We start from the raw sequence: 20,014 nt of genomic DNA, 5'->3' as shown, positions 1-20,014 counted from the left end.
TCCAGGAAGTGAAAAATTCGGGCGGGCGCAAGTGTGCCGAGCGGGCGTTACCGTGTCACAACAAGCGGCGCTGCGTTGGGGCAGGAGTTTAAGTGCTCGTGTCCGTGGGACCCTGGCGCCACAGCCGCCAGGTGACGGCCGCCAGCAGCGCGACGCCCACGCCCAGCACGGCCCATAGCAGCAGGCGCCGTGGTGGCACGGCAGCTTCCGTGGTGGCAGCGACCGCCTGCGCCGAGAAGGCACCGAGCTGGGAGTGGCCCAGGCGCGACTGCTCGCGATTCCAGTCCGGCACCACGTCGGCCAGCGGGCGCGGGCCGCTCTCGGGCGTCGCGGCGCCGACCTGGAGGCTGAAGGGAGGCTCGCCCTGGGCCGCCCAGACGACGCGGATGGCGCGCACCGTCCAGTCCAGGCGCAGGCTGCCGGCGGGCGGCAGGGCGGTGCCGCGCGGCGGCAGCAGGCGCAGTTCGCTGGCACCGATGCCCAGTGGCAGGGCCGGCGCCATGTCGGCCGGTGCGGCCCCACGATCCACGCGATAGAAGACGGTACGGGCGACGGTCTGCCAGGGCGCCTGGGCGCCGGCGCGCGTCTGCACCTGCACGGGCAGGACCCAGGTGCCCTGGCTGCCGGCCAGCGTCAGGCTCAGGAGCGGCTGCGGGCCGCCCAGGGAAATGACCCAGCCGCCATCGGCATCGGGCGCGGGCAGGGCGGCGGTGCGCGGCGTCTGCTGGAGTGCGGCGCCGGCGGGCTGAGCCAGCAGCGTTGCGGCCTCGGGCTGCACAGAGCTGCTGGCCTCGTCCCAGACCAGGCGCAGATAGCGCTGTGGGCGGCCCGGCAGGTTCACCAGGGGCTGGGCCAGCGGCGCGCCTTCGGCCGTGCGCAGGCCCAGCAGCTGGCCCGTGCCCAGCCATTGCCAGGACTGCAGGTCGGCGCTGGTCTCCAGCCGGTAACCGGCCTGGAAGGGGGTGGAGTCGGCGGGCCAGCGAAGGCGCACTTGGCGCGGCTCGGCGGGCCATTGGGCGGGTTCGCCCAGATCCAGCATCCAGCCGGCGGGCAGGCGGTTGGGTGGGGCCGATGCGGCCGTCGTCGGCGCGGGCGGCAGGGCGAAGAGCTTGAGTTCGCGCTCGGGTGTGGCGAGCAGGCCGTCAGGCAGCAGCGCAAACGGCACGCGGCGGCCCTGGGCGTCGAGCAGCTGCCAGTCGCGCAGGTCGCTGCCCAGGCTGTGCTGCCAGGCCTCGGCCGTGGCGTCCAGCGTCAGGAAGGGCGCGGGCTGGGTGATCTGCACCGGCGCGCGGTAGGGCGAGGCGGTGGCCGACGCGGCTGCCAGCAGCAGCATCAGCTCAAACAGACTTTTTCTCATCGTTGGAAGAACCGGCCGAACCAGGCAGGGGAGCGACATAGCCGATGACCAGCATCAGCACGCCCACACCGATGAAGGAGACGATGCGCAGCACCGTGCCGCTGCCCGACAGGTCGAACAGCATCAGCTTGAGTACGACGGCGCCCAGCAGCACGGCGCCGGCCAGCCAGGGCATGCGCTGCTGGCGGCGCGTGCCCCACAGCATCAGCACCAGCGCCAGCGCGCTCCACAGCAGGGCCAGGCCGGTCTGCACGCCGCGTGAGGCCAGCCAGCCATCGACGTGATAGGGCACGCCGCCCCAGTGGTGGAAGCTGCGGATCAGCATGCCGTTCAGCCACAGAAAGGACAGGCCGGCGGGCAAGGCCCAGATGCGGGACGGCAGAGCCAGGGCGGTGGCCGCCGGGCTGCGCAGCCAGGCCGCGATGGCGAGCAGGGCGCCGGCCAGGCCCAGGTCCAGCGGATTCAGCAGCGGGATATAGGGCAGGGGATCGGCCCGGCCCGGGCTGGCCCAGTTGGCGATCAGCACCCAGGCCGCCAGGGCCAGGGCCAGCACGCCGGCGCCGGTCTGGGCATAGGCCGGCGGCGCCAGGCGCAGCGGCCAGGCCTGGCGCAAAGGCGCATGCCGCTGCTGGCGGAGCACCGCGGCCAGCAGCAGGGCGGGCAGCGCCAGCCAGCCCAGCCAGCCCCAGGCACTGCCGCCATTGCCATCGATATTGCCGAGGTCGGCCGTCCAGTGCCGGCCCTGCAGGGCGCCGAGCAGAGCCAGGCTCAGCAGGCTGCCGGCATGGGTGGCGTGGCGCAGGGGATCGGGCCAATGCGGTGCCGTGCGTTGCAGCACCCAGGCCTGGGCGGCCCAGGCCAGCGGCAGGGCCCACCAGCCGCCCGCGGACAGCGGTGCGCCATGCAGCAGGCTGCCGGCGACGCCCAGCAGCGTCCAGGCCGGCAGCAGCAGCGCCGTCGGCCAGGCGATGGTGGGCCAGCGCCACAGCGTCTGCAGGCCCAGCAGCAGGGCGCTTGCCGCCGCCAGCAGGGCCAGGCCGACGGCCCAGATCTGCTCATCGGGCACCCATTGCGTCAGCACGACGGCGGCGGCCACGCCCAGCCAGGCCGTACCCCAGCCGACCAGCGCAAACGCAGCGAGCGCATGCTGGGGCCGGCGTTCATCGAGGCCGAACAGGCGTGCACCGCCGAGGCCGGCGGCAGCGATCAACAGCGCGTTCAACAACTGCGTCGCGGCATGCGGACCGCCGACGTCCTGGGACAGCGACTTCATCAGTGTCAGCCCGCCCAGGGCCATCAGGGCCAGGCCGCTGACGAGCACGCGGTCGCGGCGCTGGCGCAGGCCCAGCCAGACCGCGCCCAGGCCTTCCAGTGCCCACGCGCCGGCCGTGGCTTCGGCGCTCAGCGCAAATGGAATGACCAGCGTGCCGAAGACGGCGCCCAAGGCCAGCAAGGCCTCGAAGATGCGCGCATGCGCGGCGCGTTTGCGGGTCCAGGCCGCCAGGCCCACATAGGCGGCTCCGGCCAGCAGCGCCGCCAGCGCGATGGCCATGGCGTCGGGTCGCAGCAGCAGGTATTGCATGGCCGCACCCAGGGCCGGCATGCCGAACAGCAGCGTGGACTGCAGCCACAGTTCGGGCTCCTGGGCATGGCGGCCCGGCAGCAGTTGCACGATGGTGAACAGCAGCCAGAAGGCAATCAGGAAACCCTGAGCCATCGGGTAGTCCGCCGCCGTGTAGCTCCGTGCCGCCCACGCACTGGCGACCAGGGCCGTGAAGCCGAAGGCGATCAGGTTGAGCCGCGGCCAATGCCTGAACCAGGCCACCAGGGCCACGCCCAGGCCCAGCACGAAGTAATAGCCCAGCAGCATGGCGATGGCGCCGCTGCCGGTGGCCAGCAGCAGCGGCGTCGCGTAGCCGCCCAGGGCGGCGACGACGGCCAGGGCCTGGGCCTCCTGGCGCACGGCGAGCAGCGCGGCCAGCAGCGAAACCGCCAGCATCAGCACGAAGACCAGGGCCAGGGGCTCCAGCCCGGCCAGCTTCACGGCCGCGAACAGCGTCAGGTAGACGACGGCCACGCCGCCGCCCTGCAGCAGCAGGCCATAGGCGCGCGAGCGCAGGCGCAGCCGCCAGCCCACCACCAGCAGCACGATGCCGGTGGCACCGATGCCGGCCAGGCGCACTTCCAGCGGCACGGTGACATGTTCGGCGGCGAAGCGGGCCAGGAAGACCAGGCCGAGGAAGAGCATGGCCAGCCCGACCTTGACGATGGTGTTGGCCGCCGCGATGCGCTGGGCCCAGGCGGGCATGGGCGGCATGCGGATGGGCCTGGGCGCGGCAGTCGGGGCTGGAGTGGTGCGAGGGGCGGGCGGCAGCGCCGTGGTGGCAAGCGCGGGCGCGGGTGTTGCCAGCGCAGGCGCCGGCGTCGGCAGTTCGCGAAGCGGCAACGGGATGGTCGGCTCGGGCTCAGGCTCGGGTTCGGGCGCTACCTGGGGCGGGGCGACCCGGGGGGGCGGCGTCGCTGCGCCCGTCTTCAGCCTTTGTTCCAGGTCGGCGATGCGCTTGGCCTGCTGGAGCTGGCGCGAGAACAGCCATCCCAGGGCCGCGCCCATGAGGGCGCCGCCAGCACTCTCAAGCGCAAGGCCGCCGATCAGCGCGCCCAGCAGCAGCGAGAGCGCGGCCACGGGGCTCAGACGCCTTCGATCAACACCATGCGCATGACGGCAATGCCCTCGCGGGCTTGCCGTGCCGCGCCGTACTCGGGCGAGTCGTAGAAGGCCTGCGCCGCTTCAGCAGTGGGGAACTTCAGCAGCACGACGCGCTCGGGCGTCCAGTCGCCTTCCAGCACCGTCACCTTGCCGCCGCGCACCAGCACTTCGGCGCCATGCTCCTTCATGGCCAGCGTCGAGAGGCGCCGGTAGTCCTCGTACTGTGTGGGGTTGGTGACCTTGACGTTGGCGAGGATATAGGCGGCCATGGTGTTCAGCAGCTGAAGTCGTTCTCGAGAAGGGGTTGCTTCTTGACGACGCGGTCCAGCGCCACCAGTTGCTCCAACAGCGTCTTCATGTGCTTGAGCGGCACGGCATTGGGGCCGTCGCTGAAGGCCTCGGCCGGGTTGGGGTGGGTCTCCATGAAGAGGCCCGCCACGCCGACGCCGACGCCGGCACGGGCCAGCACGGGCACCATCTCGCGGGCACCGCCGCTGGAGCCGCCGAGGCCACCGGGCTTCTGCACCGAGTGGGTGACGTCGAAGACCACCGGCGCGCCGGTGTTGCGCATCTCGGCCAGGCTGGTCATGTCGGCGACCAGGTTGTTGTAGCCGAAGCTGACGCCGCGTTCGCAGGCCAGGAAGCTGTCCTCGGGCAGGCCCTTTTCCGCGGCGGCGGCGCGGGCCTTGTCGATGACATTCTTCATGTCCCAGGGCGCGAGGAACTGGCCCTTCTTGATGTTGACCGGCTTGCCCGACTGCGCCACCGCACGGATGAAGTCCGTCTGGCGGCACAGGAAGGCCGGCGTCTGCAGCACGTCGACGACGCTGGCGACTTCGGCCACCTGCGAGTTGTCATGCACGTCGGTCAGCACCGGCAGGCCGGTCTGGCGGCGCACCTCGTCGAGGATCTTCAGGCCGGCTTCCATGCCCAGGCCACGCTTGGTGGTGCCGGAGGAGCGGTTGGCCTTGTCGAAGGAACCCTTGTAGATCAGCGGGATGCCGAGCGTCGTGCAGGCCTCCTTCAGCAGGCCGGCCACGTCGAGTGAGAGCTGCAGGCTCTCGATCGAGCAGGTGCCGGCGATCAGGAAAAAGGGCTTGTCGATGCCGACGTCGTATCCGCAGAGCTTCATTTCAGTGATCCATTTCTGTTGCGGGCCGAGCGCCGGGCCTGCCCTGGGCCAGAGGCCCTGGGCCTTCCGTAGGCACAAGCAGTCCGCAGGGACTGCTTGTGTCCGACTCCAGTTCGCCAAGCCGGCCCGCTCTGGCGATGTGATTGCGGCTCGAAGCCGCAAGCATCGCCGTCCCCTCGGGGGACCGACCAGGATTGCTGGCGTGCAGCCGGCGCAAGACTGGGCGAGGGGCTCATTGCTTGTGTTTATGGTCCAGCGCGGCCTTGATGAAGGCCGTGAACAGCGGGTGGCCGCCCCAGGGCGTGGATTTGAACTCGGGGTGGAACTGCACGCCGACGAACCAGGGGTGGACCTCGCGCGGCAGCTCGACCATCTCGGTCAGCTTCTCGCGTTGGGTGATGGCCGAGATGACCAGACCGGCCTTGGTCAGGCGGTCCAGGTAATGCTCGTTGGCCTCGTAGCGATGGCGGTGGCGCTCGGTGACGACGGGGCCGTAGATGTCGCGGGCCAGGGTGCCGTCCTTGACGTCGGAGCTCTGCGCGCCCAGGCGCATGGTGCCGCCGAGGTCGGAGTTGGCGTCGCGCTTCTGGATGCTGCCGTCGCGGTCCTGCCATTCGTCGATCAGCGCGATGACGGGGTGGGGCGTCTCGGGATCAAACTCGGTGGAGTTGGCATTCTCGAGGCCGGCCATGTGGCGGGCGTACTCGATGGTCGCGACCTGCATGCCCAGGCAGATGCCCAGGTAGGGCAGCTTGTGCTCGCGGGCATATTGCGCCGCCAGGATCTTGCCTTCGACGCCGCGCTTGCCGAAGCCGCCGGGCACCAGGATGGCATCGAACTTGGCCAGCGTCCCGATGGTTTCGGGCGTCAGCGTCTCGCTGTCCACATACTCGATCTTGACGCCCGAGTGGTTGTGGATGCCGGCATGGCGCAGGGCCTCGTTGAGCGACTTGTACGAGTCCGACAGGTCCGTGTACTTGCCGCACATGGCGATGGTGACTTCTTCCTTGGGGTTCTCGACTTCATGGACGAGGGTGTCCCAACGCCTCAGGTCGGTGCTCTTGGTGTTGAGCTGGAGCTTGGTGCAGATCAGCTGGTCCAGGCCCTGCTCGTGCAGCATGCGCGGCACCTTGTAGATGGTGTTCACGTCCCACATCGAGATCACGCCGTACTCGGCGACGTTAGTGAACAGCGAGATCTTCTCGCGCTCGTCGTCGGGGATGCGACGGTCGGCGCGGCACAGCAGCGCGTCGGGCTGGATGCCGATCTCGCGCAGCTTCTGCACCGTGTGCTGGGTCGGCTTGGTCTTGAGCTCGCCGGCGGCGGCGATCCAGGGCACATAGGTCAGGTGCACGAAGGCCGTGTTGGTCGGGCCGGCGCGCAGGCTCATCTGGCGCACGGCTTCCAGGAAGGGCAGGGACTCGATGTCGCCCACCGTGCCGCCGATCTCGACGATGGCCACGTCGACGCCCTCGGCGCCGCGCTTGATGTATTCCTGGATCTCGTTGGTGATGTGCGGAATGACCTGCACCGTCTTGCCGAGGTAGTCGCCGCGGCGTTCCTTCTCCAGCACCGTCTTGTAGATCTGGCCGGTGGTGAAGTTGTTGGCCTTCTTCATCCGCGTCGTGATGAAGCGCTCGTAATGGCCGAGGTCGAGGTCGGTTTCGGCGCCATCGTCGGTGACGAAGACTTCACCGTGCTGGAAAGGCGACATCGTGCCGGGGTCGACGTTGATGTAGGGGTCCAGCTTGATGAGGGTGACTTTGAGGCCGCGCGATTCGAGGATGGCAGCCAGGGAGGCCGACGCGATGCCCTTGCCCAAGGAGGACACCACACCGCCGGTGACGAAGACGTATTTGGTCATGTCTTGCAGCACGCAGAACAGCATGCTGAGGTGGGAAATTCTGATTGTACGGGAGGCCGCCGGCCGCCCGGCTTCAGCGGCCGGATGGCCCCAGCAAGTCCAGCACCAAATCCGCGGTCTCTTCGGGCCTCTCGAAGGGGAAAAGGTGCGAGCCCTCCATCCAACGCCAGTTCTCGCCGGCCAGCTTCTTGGACGCAGCCGCGCCCGCCTGACGCAATTCAGCCGAGCGCGTGCCGCCGACGAAGGCCACCGGGCATTGGGGCGGGCGCAGGCGCAGCAGCAGGGGCAGATGGTGGGGCAGGGTGCGGTAGATATGGGCCTCGACCTCGCGGGTGAAGCGCAACCGGACCTGGCCGTCCTCGGCCTCCTCGAAGCCGGTCTCGATGTAGTCCGCCAGCACGCGCGGATCCCAGCGGGCGAAGAGCTTCTTGGCCGCGAAGTGCGCATGCACGGCCCCACGGTCCGGCCAGACATGGCGGCGTTCGCGGGCGATCTTGGACGGGCCGTAGCGATGGATCAGCCCGGTCGTCTTGGCCATGGCCACGGCGGCGGCCTTCATGCCGGAAACGACGGGCGAGTCCAGCATCACCAGGCGACTGACCAGTTCGGGCCGGCGGCAGGTCGCCATCAGGCTCAGCATGCCGCCCAGGGAATGGCCGACCAGGGCCACCTGGCCCTCGGGCCTGACCTCGGTGTCGATGAAGTTCAGCAGCTGGTCGCGCAACTTGCGCCAGTCGCCGGTGACCGGGAAGCGCGGGTCATGACCGAAGCGGTCCAGGGCCTCGACGCGCCAGCCGGCGGCGCGCCAGCGCTCGAACAGCACGCGATAGCAGCCGGCGGGATAGCTGTTGGCGTGGGCGAAGACAAGAACGGGCGGGTGCATGGCTGAATCTTCGCTGAGCAAAGCAGGCTTTCTCCCAACACCTGACGATGACGATCAGCCGCGATATGCCTAGCCTGCGAGCTTTGTTGCGGAGGGAGAAAGGCCGTGAGCGTCGTTTCGAATCTCCCAATGGCTGCCGAGGTGGGGCTGTTGGTTACCGTCGGGTTTGCAGCGGGCCTCCGATTGGGTACCTGGATGTTCAACCTACGGCTCGGCTATGTGGTGGGGGCCCGGGACGGTGAGGAGCCTCCACCGCAGCCGCGGCCAGTGCCCCCGCCCTGGGGGCGCATCTTGTGGACCGCGCTCTGGATTGGAGGGGGCGCCATGGCCGTCGCGTTCTGGATTGGTGTCGTGCAGCAAAAGGAGCAGGATCTGGGCAAAGCTACCGATCTGTTTTTCAAAGGCGCGGCGCCGTTCATTGCATTCGCTTACTTCATCTACCAAATATTGGGCGGGACGTTTTTCGCGACGACCGCCGTAGTGCTTTCAGCTGAGCGGTCAAAAGACAATCCCAGAGCGCTGGTCGTCAAGCTTTCAATCGAGCGAGGCTCCCAATGGGTGGCGGAAATCGTGAGCGATGAGCTGTTCTTTCACCGTAAGCCAGACGTTTGGGACGAGAAGCCCATGAGCCGGAAGGTTGGATTGATGCCGCGTCGCCGGGATGGCCTCTTGAGGATGGCCGCTGGAGAGAAGTCGTCAACCGAGATTCGGCTGAAGGTTCCGGCGGGGTCGTTTTTCATCACGGCCCGCATCGTCTCCCGCGCAATCTACTGGCCGACTCCCAGCGAGAGCTTCGCGCGCGTCTGCGTGCCGGCTATTGCGGAGCAGCAAGCTTCTTGAGCTGATACAGCGCCTCGCGCGTCGACAGCGTTCACTCGCGCGGCAGCTGCAGCTCGATCACCCGGCGCTTACCGGCGTGGATTTCGTCGAGGCTGCGCCTGAAGCTGGGGATGCTGCGGAACAGGCTGTCAAAGCTGCCGTCCGCCAGGGCCGCGCGCAGGCCGCGCTCGATGCGATCGGCCAGGGCCGGGTTCTGGCGGCTGGTGAAGAAGTAGAAGGGCACGCGGTAGTGCAGGAACAGACTCTCTTCGATGGCCAGATTGCTGTGCTGGCTCTGCTCGTACCAGACCTCGTAGACGCCGCGTGGCATGTAGTCGAAGCGCTTGGCGTCCAGCATCGTGAACAGCTGTTCATAGGTGACCGACGTGACCACCGGCAAGCCGTTGGCGCGCAGCACGGCGGTCGACGGCCAACCATCGCCGGCACCGGCGTTGAACAGGCGCAGATCGGCGAGGCTGCGCACGGCGCGGAAGCGCGCCTGAGTGCCTCTGCGGATCAGGAAGACGCGGTAGTCGTTGAGTTCGCGCAGCAGCGAAATGCGCACCGGCAGCAGCTCGGCCTCGCGCCTGGGGTCGGTCCCGTCCCAGATCAGGTTGACGGCGCCGTCGTTCTTCAGCTCGGCGAACTGGCGCGGGCCGCTCATGGCCTGGTCGAACTGCCGGATCTCGAAGGGGCCGTCGCTGGCGCGCGTCTTCTCCAGCGCCAGGCGCAACAACTGTGGGAAGTAGCTGGCGTGCTCCTGGGCGCTGGGCGGCAGCTGCGGGATGGTGATGCGCAGCGGCTCCACGGCCCGCGCCGCGGGCAGGGCGACAGCCGATAGCAGGGCCAGGGCGGCGCGGCGCCGGGTCATCGTGTTCAGCCGTTGGCCAGGCGCTTGAGCTGGTAGAGCGCCTCCAGCGCGTCGCGCGGTGACATGGCGTCGGGGTCGACCTTGGCCAGGGCCTGCAGCAGCTCGCTCGGCTCGGGCAGCGGTGGCGGCGCGGGCGGGGCGGCGAAGAGGTCGAACTGGTCGTCGGCGGCGTTCTGGCGTGCCTCCAGCGCTTCCAGCGTCGCGCGTGCCTGGCGCACCAGGCTGGCGGGCATGCCGGCCAGCTTGGCCACCTGCACGCCGTAGCTGCGGCTGGCCGGGCCGGCCTGCAGCTCGTGCAGGAAGACGATGTCCTCGCCGCTCTCGACGGCCGAGACGTGCCAGTTCTGCGCCATCGAATGCTTGGCCGGGAATTCGGTCAGCTCGAAATAGTGGGTCGCGAACAGCGTGAAGGCCCGCGTCTTGTCGTGCAGATGGCTGGCGATGGCCGAGGCCAGGGCCAGGCCGTCGAAGGTCGACGTGCCGCGCCCGATCTCGTCCATCAGCACCAGCGACTGGTCGGTGGCCGAATGCAGGATGGCCGCGCCCTCGGTCATCTCCAGCATGAAGGTGGACTGGGCGTTGGCCAGGTCATCGGCCGCGCCGATGCGGGTGTGGATGGCGTCCATGGGTCCGAGACGGCAGCTCGTCGCGGGCACGTAGCTGCCGACGGCGGCCAGCAGCGCAATCAGCGCGACCTGACGCATGAAGGTGCTCTTGCCGCCCATGTTCGGGCCGGTGATGACCAGCATGCGGGTGCGGGCGTCGAGCCGGCAGTCATTGGGCATGAATTCGGTGCCGCCGGTCTCGGCCAGGCGGGCCTGCACGACGGGATGGCGGCCGGCCTCGATCTCCAGGCAGGGCTGGGCGACGAACTCCGGTCGGCACCAGTTCAGCGTGATGGCGCGCTCGGCGAGAGCCGCCAGCGCATCCAGGCCGGCCAGCGTGCGGCCCAGGGCCGTCAGCGGCTCCAGGCGGGCGATGAGGGCGTCGATGACCTGTTCGTAAAGCAGCTTCTCGCGGGCCAGCGCCCGCTCGTTGGCGGACAGGGCCTTGTCCTCGAAGGCCTTGAGCTCGGGCGTGATGTAGCGCTCGGCGTTCTTCAGCGTCTGGCGGCGCTGGTAGTCCATCGGCACCTTGTCGAGCTGGCCCTGGGTGACCTCGATATAGAAGCCGTGCACGCGGTTGAACTGCACGCGCAGATTGGCGATGCCGGTGCGGGCGCGCTCGCGGGTCTCCAGATCCAGCAGGAAGCCGTCGCAGTTCTGCTGGATGCCGCGCAACTCGTCCAAGTCGGCGTCGAAGCCATCGGCGATGACGCCGCCGTCGCGCGCCAGGACCGCCGGCTCGAGCGCGATGGCGCGTTCCAGCAGCTCGAGGATGTCGGCCGGCGGGTTCAGGGTCGCGTCGCGGAGCGCGGCAGGCGTGGCCGCGCGCAGGGCCGGCAGGGCCTGCAGCGTCGCGCGCAGGCCGGTCAGCTCGCGCGGGCGCACCTGGCGCAGGGCGATGCGGGCCGAGATGCGTTCGACGTCGCTGACCGACTTCAGCGCTTCGCGCAGCGGCTCGAAGCCTTCGGCATGCAGGGCTGCGATGGCGTCGTGGCGGGCCATGGCCTCGGCGCGCTCGCGCTTGGGATGCAGCAGCCACTGGCGCAGCATGCGGCTGCCCATGCCGCTCTTGCAGGTGTCGAGCAGCGAGAACAGCGTCGGGCTGGATTCGCCGCGCAGGGTCTGCACCAGCTCCAGATTGCGCTGGGTGGCGGGCGGCAGGTCCAGCAGGTCGCTGGCGCGCTGCACGCGCAGCGAGCGCACATGGGCCAGGGCCCGTCCCTGGGTGTGCTCGGCAAAGGCCAGCAGGGCGCTGCCGGCGGCGTGGGCCAGCGTCAGCTCATGGGCGTTGAAGCCTTGCAGATTGGCCACGCCGAGCTGCTCGCTGAGCTTGCGCTGGCCGAGGGTGGCGTCGAACTGCCAGCTGGGGCGATTCGTGACCGGGAAGGGGGCCTTCATGACGCCCGAGGGCTGCTGTTCGCGATTGACCAGCACCTCGGCCGGTGACAGCCGCGCCAGCCAGGCCGGCAACTCGACGTCGCTGCATTCGGCCAGGCCGATCTCGCCCTGGGTCAGCGACAGCCAGGCCAGGCCATGGCGGCGGCCTTGGCCGGAGACCGACAGCAGCACGGCGTCCTGCTTGTCGGCCAGCAATTCGGTGTCGGTGATGGTGCCGGGCGTGACGACGCGCACCACCTTGCGCTCCACCGGCCCCTTGCCCGCACCTACTTCGCCGACCTGCTCGGCGATCGCGACGGCTTCGCCCAGCTTGATGAGCTTGGCGAGATAGCTTTCCAGCGCATGCACCGGCACGCCGGCCATGACGACGGGCTGGCCGGCGCTCTGGCCGCGCTGGGTCAGCGTGATGTCCAGCAGCGCATTGCACTTGCGCGCGTCGTCGTAGAAGACTTCGTAGAAATCGCCCATCCGGTACAGCAGCAGCGTGTCCGGGAAGTCGGCTTTCAGGCCCAGGTACTGGGCCATCATGGGCGTGTGAGCGCTGAAGTCAGCGGTCTGGGTCATCGGCGTCAGGCAAAAAGCAAAGCCCCCCGGCGGAGGGCTTCAGAATGAGTGGCAGTTTACGCGGCGGCCCATCCCGCGGTCGCAGGACAGGGAGAAGCAGATGAGGTACAGCTTGTGGGCTGCCGTGACCTGCCTTGGCGCTCTGGCAGGCCAGACGACCGAGGCCGCCGAACCCTCATTGTGCGCACGGCTTGCCGATGAGGCGCGGCGGCTGCCGACGGCCGCCTGGGACGGGAGTGAACCGCTGAAACGCTGGATCCAGCCCATGCGTCCCTCAAGGGGCGGGGCGTCCGCCGCCACAAAAGCGCTGGCGAACGACCCCATATGGCGCGACAAGGTCTCGGCGCCGTCGGCCGATCGGGTCGGTGTTCAGCATCTGCAGGGCGCGCCGGTCTATCTGATCGACTTCGTCAGCGGAACGGCGCACTGCCAGCAATACGTGCTGGCCGAGGTGAGGGAGGGGCAGCCCACGCAGGAGCTGGAGTCACCGTTGCAGCCCAATATGGCCCTGTGCATGGGCGGCTGGGCCCGCTTTGCTCGAGTGATGAATCAGCCCGCTTTGGTGATGGGGGACGCGCCGTCAGCCAGCTCTCCCGAGGGCGAGTACCGGATCGCGGGCTGGACCGCGAGGGGCTGGGCACCGTCCTGCCGCTTGAAACTGCGTCTGCGCACCCGCTTGACGCCGCTGCAGCGCTTCTGCGCGCCGGAAGCGGCGGTCTGCGCGCAGGGTCAGGCCGTGGCGTTTCGGCTGGCGACGGACTCGCAGGCGGGCAGCGCGGTTGATGCGGATCTGGCCTCAGGCCAGCCGCAGGAAGTGCTGGCTGCCCTCAATCCACCGCTGCGTGACCCTGGCGCGGTGGGAGATTCCAACCTGCCATTGCCGACCTTCGGCGCCAAGGATAGCCGTGGCAATGACATGCGCATGCAGTTCTCGAACTCGTCCGCAGAGCGCTTGCCTGTCCTGATCGGCGACCGGTGGTGGCTGGCCGTTGTCGGGCGTGCAGGGATAGGTTGGCGCGTTGGCGATGCCGTCAATGTCGCGCTCTTCGCTCCGCCTGGCAGGGCGGCTGACGCCGTGGCGTCCTACCAGTTCGGCTTCGAGCAGACCGGCCTGCTGGCGGCGACTGCGGTTGACGATCCGCGCTGAACGATTCAGTCCGCCGGGACCCGGAGTGCCCGTTCACGCTCCTTCGCGATGCGCGTCACGAAAGCCGCCGTGCTACCCCCCGTTGGCAGATTGCTGACGTCGAGGATGCGGGCACGGATGTCGGGCTGGCGCAGGGCCTCGTTGACGACAGCATTGAGGAGTCGCAGCCGCTCCGCAGGCACGCCGCGCGGCGCGAACAGGCCAAAAGTCGAGACCAGGTTGGCTTCCGGGAAGCCCAACTCGGCCAGCGTCGGCACGTCAGGCAGCACCGGCAGCCGTTTCGGTGACCCGATGGCCAGGGGCTTCAACAGCCCTCGCTGTACATACTGCAGCTGCTGGGCGGCGACGTTGGACGACAGCAGTTCGAACTGGCCGCCCAGCGCGTCGGTGAGCTGCTGGCCGCCGCCCTTGTAGGGGATGTGCACGATGTCGACACCGGCGGCGGCTCGGATCTGGGCCAGCACCATATGGCCGACCGTGGCATGGCCTGAGGTGGCCCAGCGCAGCCGGCCCGGCGCGGCGTGGGCGGCGGCGAGCATGGCGGCAAAGCTGGCCGGCTTGAAGGACGGATGCGCCAGCACCAGCACCGGCGTGTCCATGACGCTGACCACCGGTGCCACGTCGCGCAGCAGCGCATCGCTGCCCCGGCTTGAAGGCATGGAAGCCGAAGCGGCGGGTGCGAAGACCAGGGGCGAGATCGCGCAATAGGCCAGGGTGTGGCCGTCGGGCGGCGCGTGGGCCAGCCCTTCCAGCGCCGTCAGCCCGCCGGCACCGGCGCGGTTCTCGACGACGACGGGCACCTTGAGGCGCGCGCCCATGAACTGGGCCAGCGCTCGCGCCGTGTCGTCGCTGACGCCGCCGGGCGGGTAGGCCACCACCAGATGGACAGGGCGGGTTGGCCAGCGCTCCTCCGCAGCGGTTTCGCGACCAAGCCCTGCCGCGGCGAACGCCAGCAGCTCGCGTCTACGCAGCACGGCATTCCTGGGCGATGCGCCGCGCCAGCGCAATGAAGGTGGCGGTCGGGCCTTGCTGGTCCTGGCCGCGGAAGGCCAGCGTCAGCGGTGCCTCGAGCTGGGCATGCTTCTCCAGCGGCCGGCAGACGATGGAATGGGCATGCATGCCGCGCATTGAGGCGGGCACGACGGAGATGCCGGCGCCGGCCGCGACGAGGTTCATGTTCATCATCATGCGGTCGACCTCAATGAAGCTGCGCGGCCGCACGCCATGGCGCTCGCACAGGGCCAGCAGGTTGGCGTAGAGGCCGGGCGCGCCGGGCTTGCGCACGAGGATGAGGTCCTCGTTCTCCAGTTCGGCCAGGGGCACGGGCGTGGTCGACGCGCGTGGAACGGCCGCCAGGCGGTGGTCCAGCGGCAGGGCCAGCAGGGCCGGTTCGGTCAGCAGGGTCTCGAAGCTGATGCCCTCGGGTTGGGCCACGGGCACGCGCAGGAAGCCGCAGTGCAGGCGGCTCTTGGCGATGGCATCGATGAGGCCGGCGGCGTTGTCCTCGGTCATCGTCAGCGCGATGCCGGGCTGCTCGCTGCGGCAGGCGCGCAACACGGCGGGCGTGAAGGCATGGGCCGCGGCGGAGCTGGTGAAGCCCACCGTCAACAGGCCGTACTGGCCACCGGCCAGGCGTTCCATGCGGTCGCGCATGTCGCCGAAATCGCGCAGCAGCCGCTTGGCTTCCCCGAGGAACTGGCGGCCGCCGTCGGTGAGGCTCACGCCCTTGGGATGGCGGTGCAGCAGCACCAGGCCCAGCTCCTGCTCCAGCGCCTTGATCTGCTGGCTCAGCGGCGGCTGCTGCATGCCCAGCAGGCCCGCAGCGCGCGTCATGTGGCCCGTCTCCGCGACGGTCACGAAATAGCGCAGATGCCTCAGCTCCATGGTGTCTCCATATGTTCTATGTCTTGAATTGAAGTGTTCACTGTATTTGACGCTATGGAGGTCGCTCAGTAAGGTGGGCCCCCGATGCCCCACAGCAAGCGGCGTGGGGTTCGGCGTGCGCCACGGCTCCTGAGCGGAAAGACGCAGGATGAGGATGATGACGATGAAGTGGTTCGGAGCAGGGATGGCGCTGGCGGCAGGCTTGTCCCCGGCCGCGGCCCTCGACGCCGCGGCCGAGACCCCGCCTGTGCCGACGGCCTGCCCGCCCAACGTCGGCGAAGGCACGACCTGCCTGGCCGGGCGGGACAGCGCCGGCGCCTTCTATCTGATCGCCATGCCCAAGGCCTGGAATGGCGATCTCGTCCTGCATTCGCATGGCGGGCCCTTCCTCGGCGCGCCGACGGCCAAGCGCGTCGTCGAGGACCTGGAGCGCTGGTCCATCATGCCCCGCCTCGGCTACGCCTGGGCGGCGTCCAGCTATCGCCAGGGCGGCGTCGCCGTGACTGCCGCGGCGGAGGACACCGAGAGGCTGCGCCAGATCTTCATGGCCAAGGTGGCGAGACCGAAGCATGTCTGGCTGCATGGCCAGTCCTGGGGGGCGAGCGTCGCGGCCAAGGGCGCGGAGCTGTTCGCCGACGGCAAGCCCTATGACGCCGTGCTGCTGACGGCCGGCGTGCTGGGCGGCGGCACGCGCAGCTACGACTTCCGCCTCGACCTGCGCGTCGTCTATCAATACCTCTGCCACAACCACCCCTTGCCCAGCGAGACGCAGTACCCGCTCAACGTCGGCCTGCCTGCCGACGCGAAGCTGACCCAGCACGAGCTGGCACGCCGGGTGGACGACTGCCTGGGGCTGGATAAGCCCCAGGCGCAACGCACGCCGGAGCAGGCTGCCAGGACCAAGACCCTCGTCGAGGTGATTCGCATTCCGGAGCGCAGCATTACCTCGCATCTGAACTGGGCCACCTGGCATTTCCAGGACGTGGTGCAAAAGCGCACCGGTGGCGCGAGCCCCTTCGGCAATGCGGGCGTGAGCTACACGGGCTCGACCGACGACGCGGCGCTGAACGCCGGAGTGCAGCGCTACACGGCCGACGCCAAGGCGGTGGCGACGCTGTCGGCGGACGCTGACCTGGGCGGCAGCATTCCGGTGCCCGTGCTGACCGTGCATGCCATCCACGACCCGACGGCCATGGTCGAGCTGCAGGACAGCTTTGGCCGCACCATGGCGGCGGCCGGGCGCGACGCGGCCCTGGTGCAGACGTACACGGGGGATCGCGACCACAGCTATCTCAGCGACCCGAGCTATGCGGCGCTGCTGGAGGCGCTGTCGGCCTGGGCGACACAGGGCAAGAAGCCGACGCCTGAAGGCATTGCGGCCGGCTGCGAAAAGGCGAGGACGGTGCTGGGATTTACGTGCAAGTTCGAGCCGGGCTATGTGCCCAAGCCGTTGGACACGCGAGTACCACCGCGAGCGAAGCCATAAAAGAGCAAGGCCCGCATTGCGGGCCTTGTTGATTCAGCGAAGCGTCGAGCTATCGAAGCGTCTAATCAATCTTCGGATTTGAACACCAGCTTGACTTCATGCGTCTGCGGAGCGCCGGTGCCTTCGAACTTCCACTGGCTCAGAGCTTCGGTGGCGGCGCGGTCGAAGACGCGCTTGGGTTCGGCTTCGACGACTTCAACGCCCGACACCTTGCCGTCGCCGGCGATGGTCATCTTGGCGCGCACGCTGCCGGCGGTGATGTTCTTCTTGATCGCCTCGCCGGGGTACTCGGGCGCCACCTTCTTCAGGACCTTGGCATCGGCATGAGCCAGGGAAGCAGCGGCGACGAGGGCGAGGGCGACAGCGGAACGGGCAAACATCGGGAGCGTCTTTCGGTGGGGTTGAGTGGTGTGTTTGAAGCGGCTTGTGGCCGCGGTGCAGCACGCATTCTGTCCAGCCGCCCTCCCTTGGGTAAGGGGTGAGGCCGTGCAGAAGTCACACACGACAGGTCGGGTTAGCCCTTGGTGGCTTCCAGCGCCAACTCCTTCACGGCGAACCAATGAAAAAGCCCTCGCGAGAGGGCTTGTTCCGAGGATCGGGCCTGGGGCTCAGGCCGATGCGTTGCCGCTGTCGTCCTTCTTGATACGCACCGCGGCGCGCTTCTTGGGCGCGGGGGCTGCCGGCACCACCTCGGCGACCGGTGCGGCGGGCGCGGCGGCGTCTTCTTCCTTGATGACGCGGGTGTAGGGTGCCAGCATGGTGACGAGCTGGGCGTAGATCTTGGGGTTGCCGGCGACGACCTCGCGCTGGTGCAGGAAGTCGGCCTCGCCGGTGAAGTTGCCGACCAAGCCGCCGGCCTCGGTGACGATGAGGGAGCCCGCCGCCAGGTCCCAGGGCTGCAGGCCGGTCTCGAAGAAGGCGTCGTAGTAGCCGGCCGCCACATAGCAGAGGTCCAGGGCTGCCGCACCCGGGCGGCGCAGGCCGGCGCAGTGCTGCATGACTTCCTCGAACATCTTCACATAGCGCTTGAAGTTGTCGCCGCGGCGGAAGGGGAAGCCGGTGCCGATCAGCGCGTCGCTCATGCGGGTGCGCTTGGACACACGCAGACGTTTGTCATTGAGGAAGGCGCCGCGGCCCTTGCTGGCGTAGAAGAGGTCGTTGCGGGTCGGGTCATAGACGACGGCCTGCTCGATCTTGCCGCGGAACGCCAGCGCGATGGACACGCAGTAGACCGGCAGGCCGTGGATGAAGTTGGTGGTGCCGTCCAGCGGATCGATGATCCAGACGTAGTCGGAATGCTTGTTGCCGTGGGTGCGGCCCGACTCTTCGGCGAGGATGCCGTGGTCCGGGTAGGCGCCCAGCAGCGTCTCGATGATCACCCCTTCTGCGGCGTGGTCGACCTCGGTCACGAAGTCGTTCGGGCTCTTGGTGTTGATGCGCAGAGCTTCGAGGTCCAGCGAGGCGCGGTTGATGAGGGCGCCGGCCGCACGAGCCGCTTTGATGGCGACATTGAGCATCGGGTGATGGGACGTTTGCAGCATGCGTGGCACTCGCTGGGAAGAAGGGGCTGACGGGAGGAAAGAGCAACGGGTCGGCAGCAAGCCGGCCCGGATAATCGCGCGATTCTAGCCGCCCGCTTGGTAGTAACCCGTGGAATCCACACGTTTCGTTCTGATCAACACCAGCCATGCCGGCAACGTCGGTGCGACGGCGCGGGCGATGAAGGTGATGGGTTTCAAGGATCTGGTGCTGGTGGCGCCGCGCTTTGCCGACGTGCTCTGCCACGAAGAGGCCGTGGCCATGGCCAGCGGCGCGGCCGATATCCTGGCCCGGGCCCGTGTCGTGTCCACCCTGGCCGAGGCCCTGGACGACGTGGACTTCGCCTGCGCCACCGCGATGACGCCGCGCGACTTCGGCCCGCCGACGCGCGAGCCGCGCTCCCTGTTCGCCGAACTCTCCGCCCGCGAGGCCGCGCCGCGCCTGGCCCTGGTGTTCGGCTCCGAGCGCTACGGCATGAGCAATGAAGATGTCTACCGCTGCCATGCCGTGCTCAGCATCCCGACGCATCCCGACTACGGTTCGCTGAATCTCGCCCAGGCCGTGCAGCTGCTGGCCTATGACCTGCGCCAGGCCGTTGGCGGCTTCGGCGTGCAGCCGCGCACGCCCGAGCCGGAGCTGGCCGACGCGCGCGCCGTGCAGGGCCTGCTCGAGCATCTGCAGGCGGCCCTGACCGACATCGGCTACCTCGACCCTGCCGCGCCCAGGAAGCTGATGCCGCGCCTGAACCAGCTCTTCAACCGGGCCGGCCTGACAAACGAGGAAGTCCACATCCTGCGCGGCATCGCCCGCCAGATGCAGAAGACCTCAGTCCAGGCAGGCCCAAGCGGTCCCGCCTAGACTGGCCCGCCTTTCTCCACCCGGCAGCACCATGTTTCAGCGCCTGCGCGAAGACATCGCCCTGATCCTCGAACGCGACCCGGCCGCCCGGTCGACGTGGGAGGTGCTGACCTGTTACCCGGGCCTGCATGCGCTGTGGATGCACCGCCGCGCCCACTGGTTCTGGACACGCGGCTGGAAATGGCTGGGCCGCTGGACTTCGCACTGGAGCCGCTTCCTCACCGGCATCGAGATCCATCCCGGCGCGCGCATCGGCCGCAAGGTCTTCATCGACCATGGCATGGGCATCGTCATCGGCGAGATGGCCGAGATCGGCGAAGGCTGCACCATCTACCAGGGCGTGACCCTGGGCGGCACCTCGCTGATCAAGGGCGCCAAGCGCCATCCGACCCTGGGCCCGGGCGTCATCGTCGGGGCCAATGCCTGTGTGCTGGGCGGCTTCACGGTAGGCGCGGGGGCACGCATAGGCTCGGGCGCCGTCGTCACCAAGCCCGTGCCTGCCGGTGCGACGGCCGTGGGCAACCCGGCCCGCATCATTGAAGCGGCCAGCGAGCAGGCCCGCGAGGAAGCCGCCGCCAAGATGGGCTTCTCGGCCTATGGCGTGACCCAGGGCGACGATCCGGTCGCGATTGCCATGCGAGGCCTCATCGACAGCGCCTCGGGCCACGAGCACCAGATCGCCCTGCTGTGGAATGCGGTGTGCAAGCTGTCGACCCAGGCCGGCCGGCCGCTGGGCGACTGCGTGCCCGACGATGCCCAGCGCGACGAGGCCTTCGACGCGGCCGAGATGAATCGCCTCGTCAAGTAGGCCGCTGCAAGGCTCCGGCATTTGTCGCCGGGGCCCTCGCGCGTGGATGAGAATCCCGAGTTCCGGGCCTTGGGTCCGCTCCTGTGACGGCT

17 protein-coding genes are annotated in these 20,014 nt (G+C 68.9%); 5 read left to right on the top strand and 12 right to left on the bottom strand.

The window, feature by feature from the left end:
• Window positions 1-88 precede the first annotated feature (88 nt).
• From J2X20_RS23670 to J2X20_RS23645, 6 genes are all read right to left on the bottom strand, one after another.
• On the bottom strand, window positions 89-1,357 hold the full coding sequence (locus tag J2X20_RS23670) for a DUF3999 family protein (protein WP_310270538.1): 1,269 nt from the start codon (window positions 1,355-1,357) through the stop codon (window positions 89-91).
• Complete coding sequence (locus J2X20_RS23665; RefSeq protein ID WP_310270535.1) at window positions 1,338-4,040, bottom strand: DUF2339 domain-containing protein; 2,703 nt, start codon at window positions 4,038-4,040, stop codon at window positions 1,338-1,340. Before J2X20_RS23665 ends, J2X20_RS23670 begins: the two co-directional genes overlap by 20 nt.
• A 5-nt stretch (window positions 4,041-4,045) precedes the next feature.
• Window positions 4,046-4,333, bottom strand: a complete 288-nt coding sequence (locus J2X20_RS23660; RefSeq protein WP_310270532.1) for a DUF1330 domain-containing protein — start codon at window positions 4,331-4,333, stop codon at window positions 4,046-4,048.
• 5 nt (window positions 4,334-4,338) lie between these two features.
• On the bottom strand, window positions 4,339-5,196 hold the full coding sequence (kdsA, locus tag J2X20_RS23655) for a 3-deoxy-8-phosphooctulonate synthase (RefSeq protein ID WP_310270529.1): 858 nt from the start codon (window positions 5,194-5,196) through the stop codon (window positions 4,339-4,341).
• 232 nt (window positions 5,197-5,428) lie between these two features.
• Window positions 5,429-7,060, bottom strand: coding sequence for a CTP synthase (locus tag J2X20_RS23650; RefSeq protein WP_310271512.1), 1,632 nt, complete (start codon window positions 7,058-7,060; stop codon window positions 5,429-5,431).
• A gap of 73 nt (window positions 7,061-7,133) precedes the next feature.
• Window positions 7,134-7,943, bottom strand: a complete 810-nt coding sequence (locus J2X20_RS23645) for an alpha/beta fold hydrolase (protein ID WP_310270527.1) — start codon at window positions 7,941-7,943, stop codon at window positions 7,134-7,136.
• A gap of 324 nt (window positions 7,944-8,267) precedes the next feature.
• Between J2X20_RS23645 and J2X20_RS23640 the strand changes: the two genes are divergently transcribed.
• Window positions 8,268-8,783: a hypothetical protein gene (locus J2X20_RS23640; protein WP_310270525.1), complete on the top strand. Its 516-nt coding sequence runs from the start codon at window positions 8,268-8,270 to the stop codon at window positions 8,781-8,783.
• A gap of 31 nt (window positions 8,784-8,814) precedes the next feature.
• Here J2X20_RS23640 and J2X20_RS23635 read toward each other — a convergent pair whose 3' ends face one another.
• Complete coding sequence (locus J2X20_RS23635) at window positions 8,815-9,633, bottom strand: substrate-binding periplasmic protein (RefSeq protein ID WP_310270522.1); 819 nt, start codon at window positions 9,631-9,633, stop codon at window positions 8,815-8,817.
• Window positions 9,634-9,638: 5 nt separating this feature from the next.
• Window positions 9,639-12,200: a DNA mismatch repair protein MutS gene (mutS, locus tag J2X20_RS23630; RefSeq protein WP_310270519.1), complete on the bottom strand. Its 2,562-nt coding sequence runs from the start codon at window positions 12,198-12,200 to the stop codon at window positions 9,639-9,641.
• A gap of 100 nt (window positions 12,201-12,300) precedes the next feature.
• Here mutS and J2X20_RS23625 point away from each other — a divergent pair, with 100 nt between their 5' ends.
• The gene (locus J2X20_RS23625) at window positions 12,301-13,347 is read left to right on the top strand and encodes a hypothetical protein (protein WP_310270516.1); all 1,047 of its coding nucleotides are present in this window, start codon (window positions 12,301-12,303) and stop codon (window positions 13,345-13,347) included.
• Between the two features lie 5 nt (window positions 13,348-13,352).
• Here the strand turns inward: J2X20_RS23625 and J2X20_RS23620 are convergent, their stop codons facing one another.
• Both J2X20_RS23620 and J2X20_RS23615 read right to left on the bottom strand, forming a co-directional pair.
• Entirely contained in the window at window positions 13,353-14,222 is an 870-nt protein-coding gene (locus J2X20_RS23620; protein WP_310270513.1) for a Bug family tripartite tricarboxylate transporter substrate binding protein, read from the bottom strand.
• Window positions 14,223-14,310: 88 nt separating this feature from the next.
• A complete protein-coding gene (locus J2X20_RS23615) occupies window positions 14,311-15,231 on the bottom strand; it encodes a LysR family transcriptional regulator (protein ID WP_310270510.1) in 921 nt (306 codons plus the stop codon).
• 163 nt (window positions 15,232-15,394) lie between these two features.
• Between J2X20_RS23615 and J2X20_RS23610 the strand changes: the two genes are divergently transcribed.
• A complete protein-coding gene (locus J2X20_RS23610) occupies window positions 15,395-16,717 on the top strand; it encodes a hypothetical protein (protein WP_409034193.1) in 1,323 nt (440 codons plus the stop codon).
• Between the two features lie 65 nt (window positions 16,718-16,782).
• Here the strand turns inward: J2X20_RS23610 and J2X20_RS23605 are convergent, their stop codons facing one another.
• Complete coding sequence (locus tag J2X20_RS23605) at window positions 16,783-17,097, bottom strand: energy transducer TonB (RefSeq protein WP_310270507.1); 315 nt, start codon at window positions 17,095-17,097, stop codon at window positions 16,783-16,785.
• A gap of 228 nt (window positions 17,098-17,325) precedes the next feature.
• Window positions 17,326-18,258: an inositol monophosphatase family protein gene (locus J2X20_RS23600; protein WP_409034192.1), complete on the bottom strand. Its 933-nt coding sequence runs from the start codon at window positions 18,256-18,258 to the stop codon at window positions 17,326-17,328.
• A gap of 109 nt (window positions 18,259-18,367) precedes the next feature.
• Here J2X20_RS23600 and J2X20_RS23595 point away from each other — a divergent pair, with 109 nt between their 5' ends.
• Window positions 18,368-19,114 (top strand): RNA methyltransferase, encoded by a 747-nt coding sequence (locus J2X20_RS23595; protein ID WP_310270505.1) that lies wholly within the window; start codon window positions 18,368-18,370, stop codon window positions 19,112-19,114.
• Window positions 19,115-19,145: 31 nt separating this feature from the next.
• Window positions 19,146-19,922, top strand: a complete 777-nt coding sequence (gene cysE, locus J2X20_RS23590) for a serine O-acetyltransferase (protein WP_310270502.1) — start codon at window positions 19,146-19,148, stop codon at window positions 19,920-19,922.
• Window positions 19,923-20,014: the final 92 nt, after the last annotated feature.

The organism is Roseateles saccharophilus, assembly GCF_031458095.1.
In the GTDB taxonomy this organism is placed as follows: Bacteria; Pseudomonadota; Gammaproteobacteria; order Burkholderiales; family Burkholderiaceae_C; genus Pelomonas; species Pelomonas saccharophila_A.
Note: the sequence above shows the minus strand (reverse complement) of the source record. Positions and strands in the feature narration are given on the sequence as shown.

Coding starts and splice junctions, on each gene's coding strand:
- J2X20_RS23610 (WP_409034193.1), top strand. CDS start 15,395: ATGAAGTGGTTCGGAGCAGGGATGGCGCTGGCGGCAGGCTTGTCCCCG.
- J2X20_RS23660 (WP_310270532.1), bottom strand. CDS start 4,333: ATGGCCGCCTATATCCTCGCCAACGTCAAGGTCACCAACCCCACACAG.
- J2X20_RS23645 (WP_310270527.1), bottom strand. CDS start 7,943: ATGCACCCGCCCGTTCTTGTCTTCGCCCACGCCAACAGCTATCCCGCC.
- J2X20_RS23670 (WP_310270538.1), bottom strand. CDS start 1,357: ATGAGAAAAAGTCTGTTTGAGCTGATGCTGCTGCTGGCAGCCGCGTCG.
- kdsA (WP_310270529.1), bottom strand. CDS start 5,196: ATGAAGCTCTGCGGATACGACGTCGGCATCGACAAGCCCTTTTTCCTG.
- J2X20_RS23650 (WP_310271512.1), bottom strand. CDS start 7,060: ATGACCAAATACGTCTTCGTCACCGGCGGTGTGGTGTCCTCCTTGGGC.
- J2X20_RS23635 (WP_310270522.1), bottom strand. CDS start 9,633: ATGACCCGGCGCCGCGCCGCCCTGGCCCTGCTATCGGCTGTCGCCCTG.
- J2X20_RS23625 (WP_310270516.1), top strand. CDS start 12,301: ATGAGGTACAGCTTGTGGGCTGCCGTGACCTGCCTTGGCGCTCTGGCA.
- J2X20_RS23600 (WP_409034192.1), bottom strand. CDS start 18,258: ATGCTGCAAACGTCCCATCACCCGATGCTCAATGTCGCCATCAAAGCG.
- J2X20_RS23605 (WP_310270507.1), bottom strand. CDS start 17,097: ATGTTTGCCCGTTCCGCTGTCGCCCTCGCCCTCGTCGCCGCTGCTTCC.
- J2X20_RS23640 (WP_310270525.1), top strand. CDS start 8,268: ATGGCCGTCGCGTTCTGGATTGGTGTCGTGCAGCAAAAGGAGCAGGAT.
- J2X20_RS23615 (WP_310270510.1), bottom strand. CDS start 15,231: ATGGAGCTGAGGCATCTGCGCTATTTCGTGACCGTCGCGGAGACGGGC.
- cysE (WP_310270502.1), top strand. CDS start 19,146: ATGTTTCAGCGCCTGCGCGAAGACATCGCCCTGATCCTCGAACGCGAC.
- mutS (WP_310270519.1), bottom strand. CDS start 12,200: ATGACCCAGACCGCTGACTTCAGCGCTCACACGCCCATGATGGCCCAG.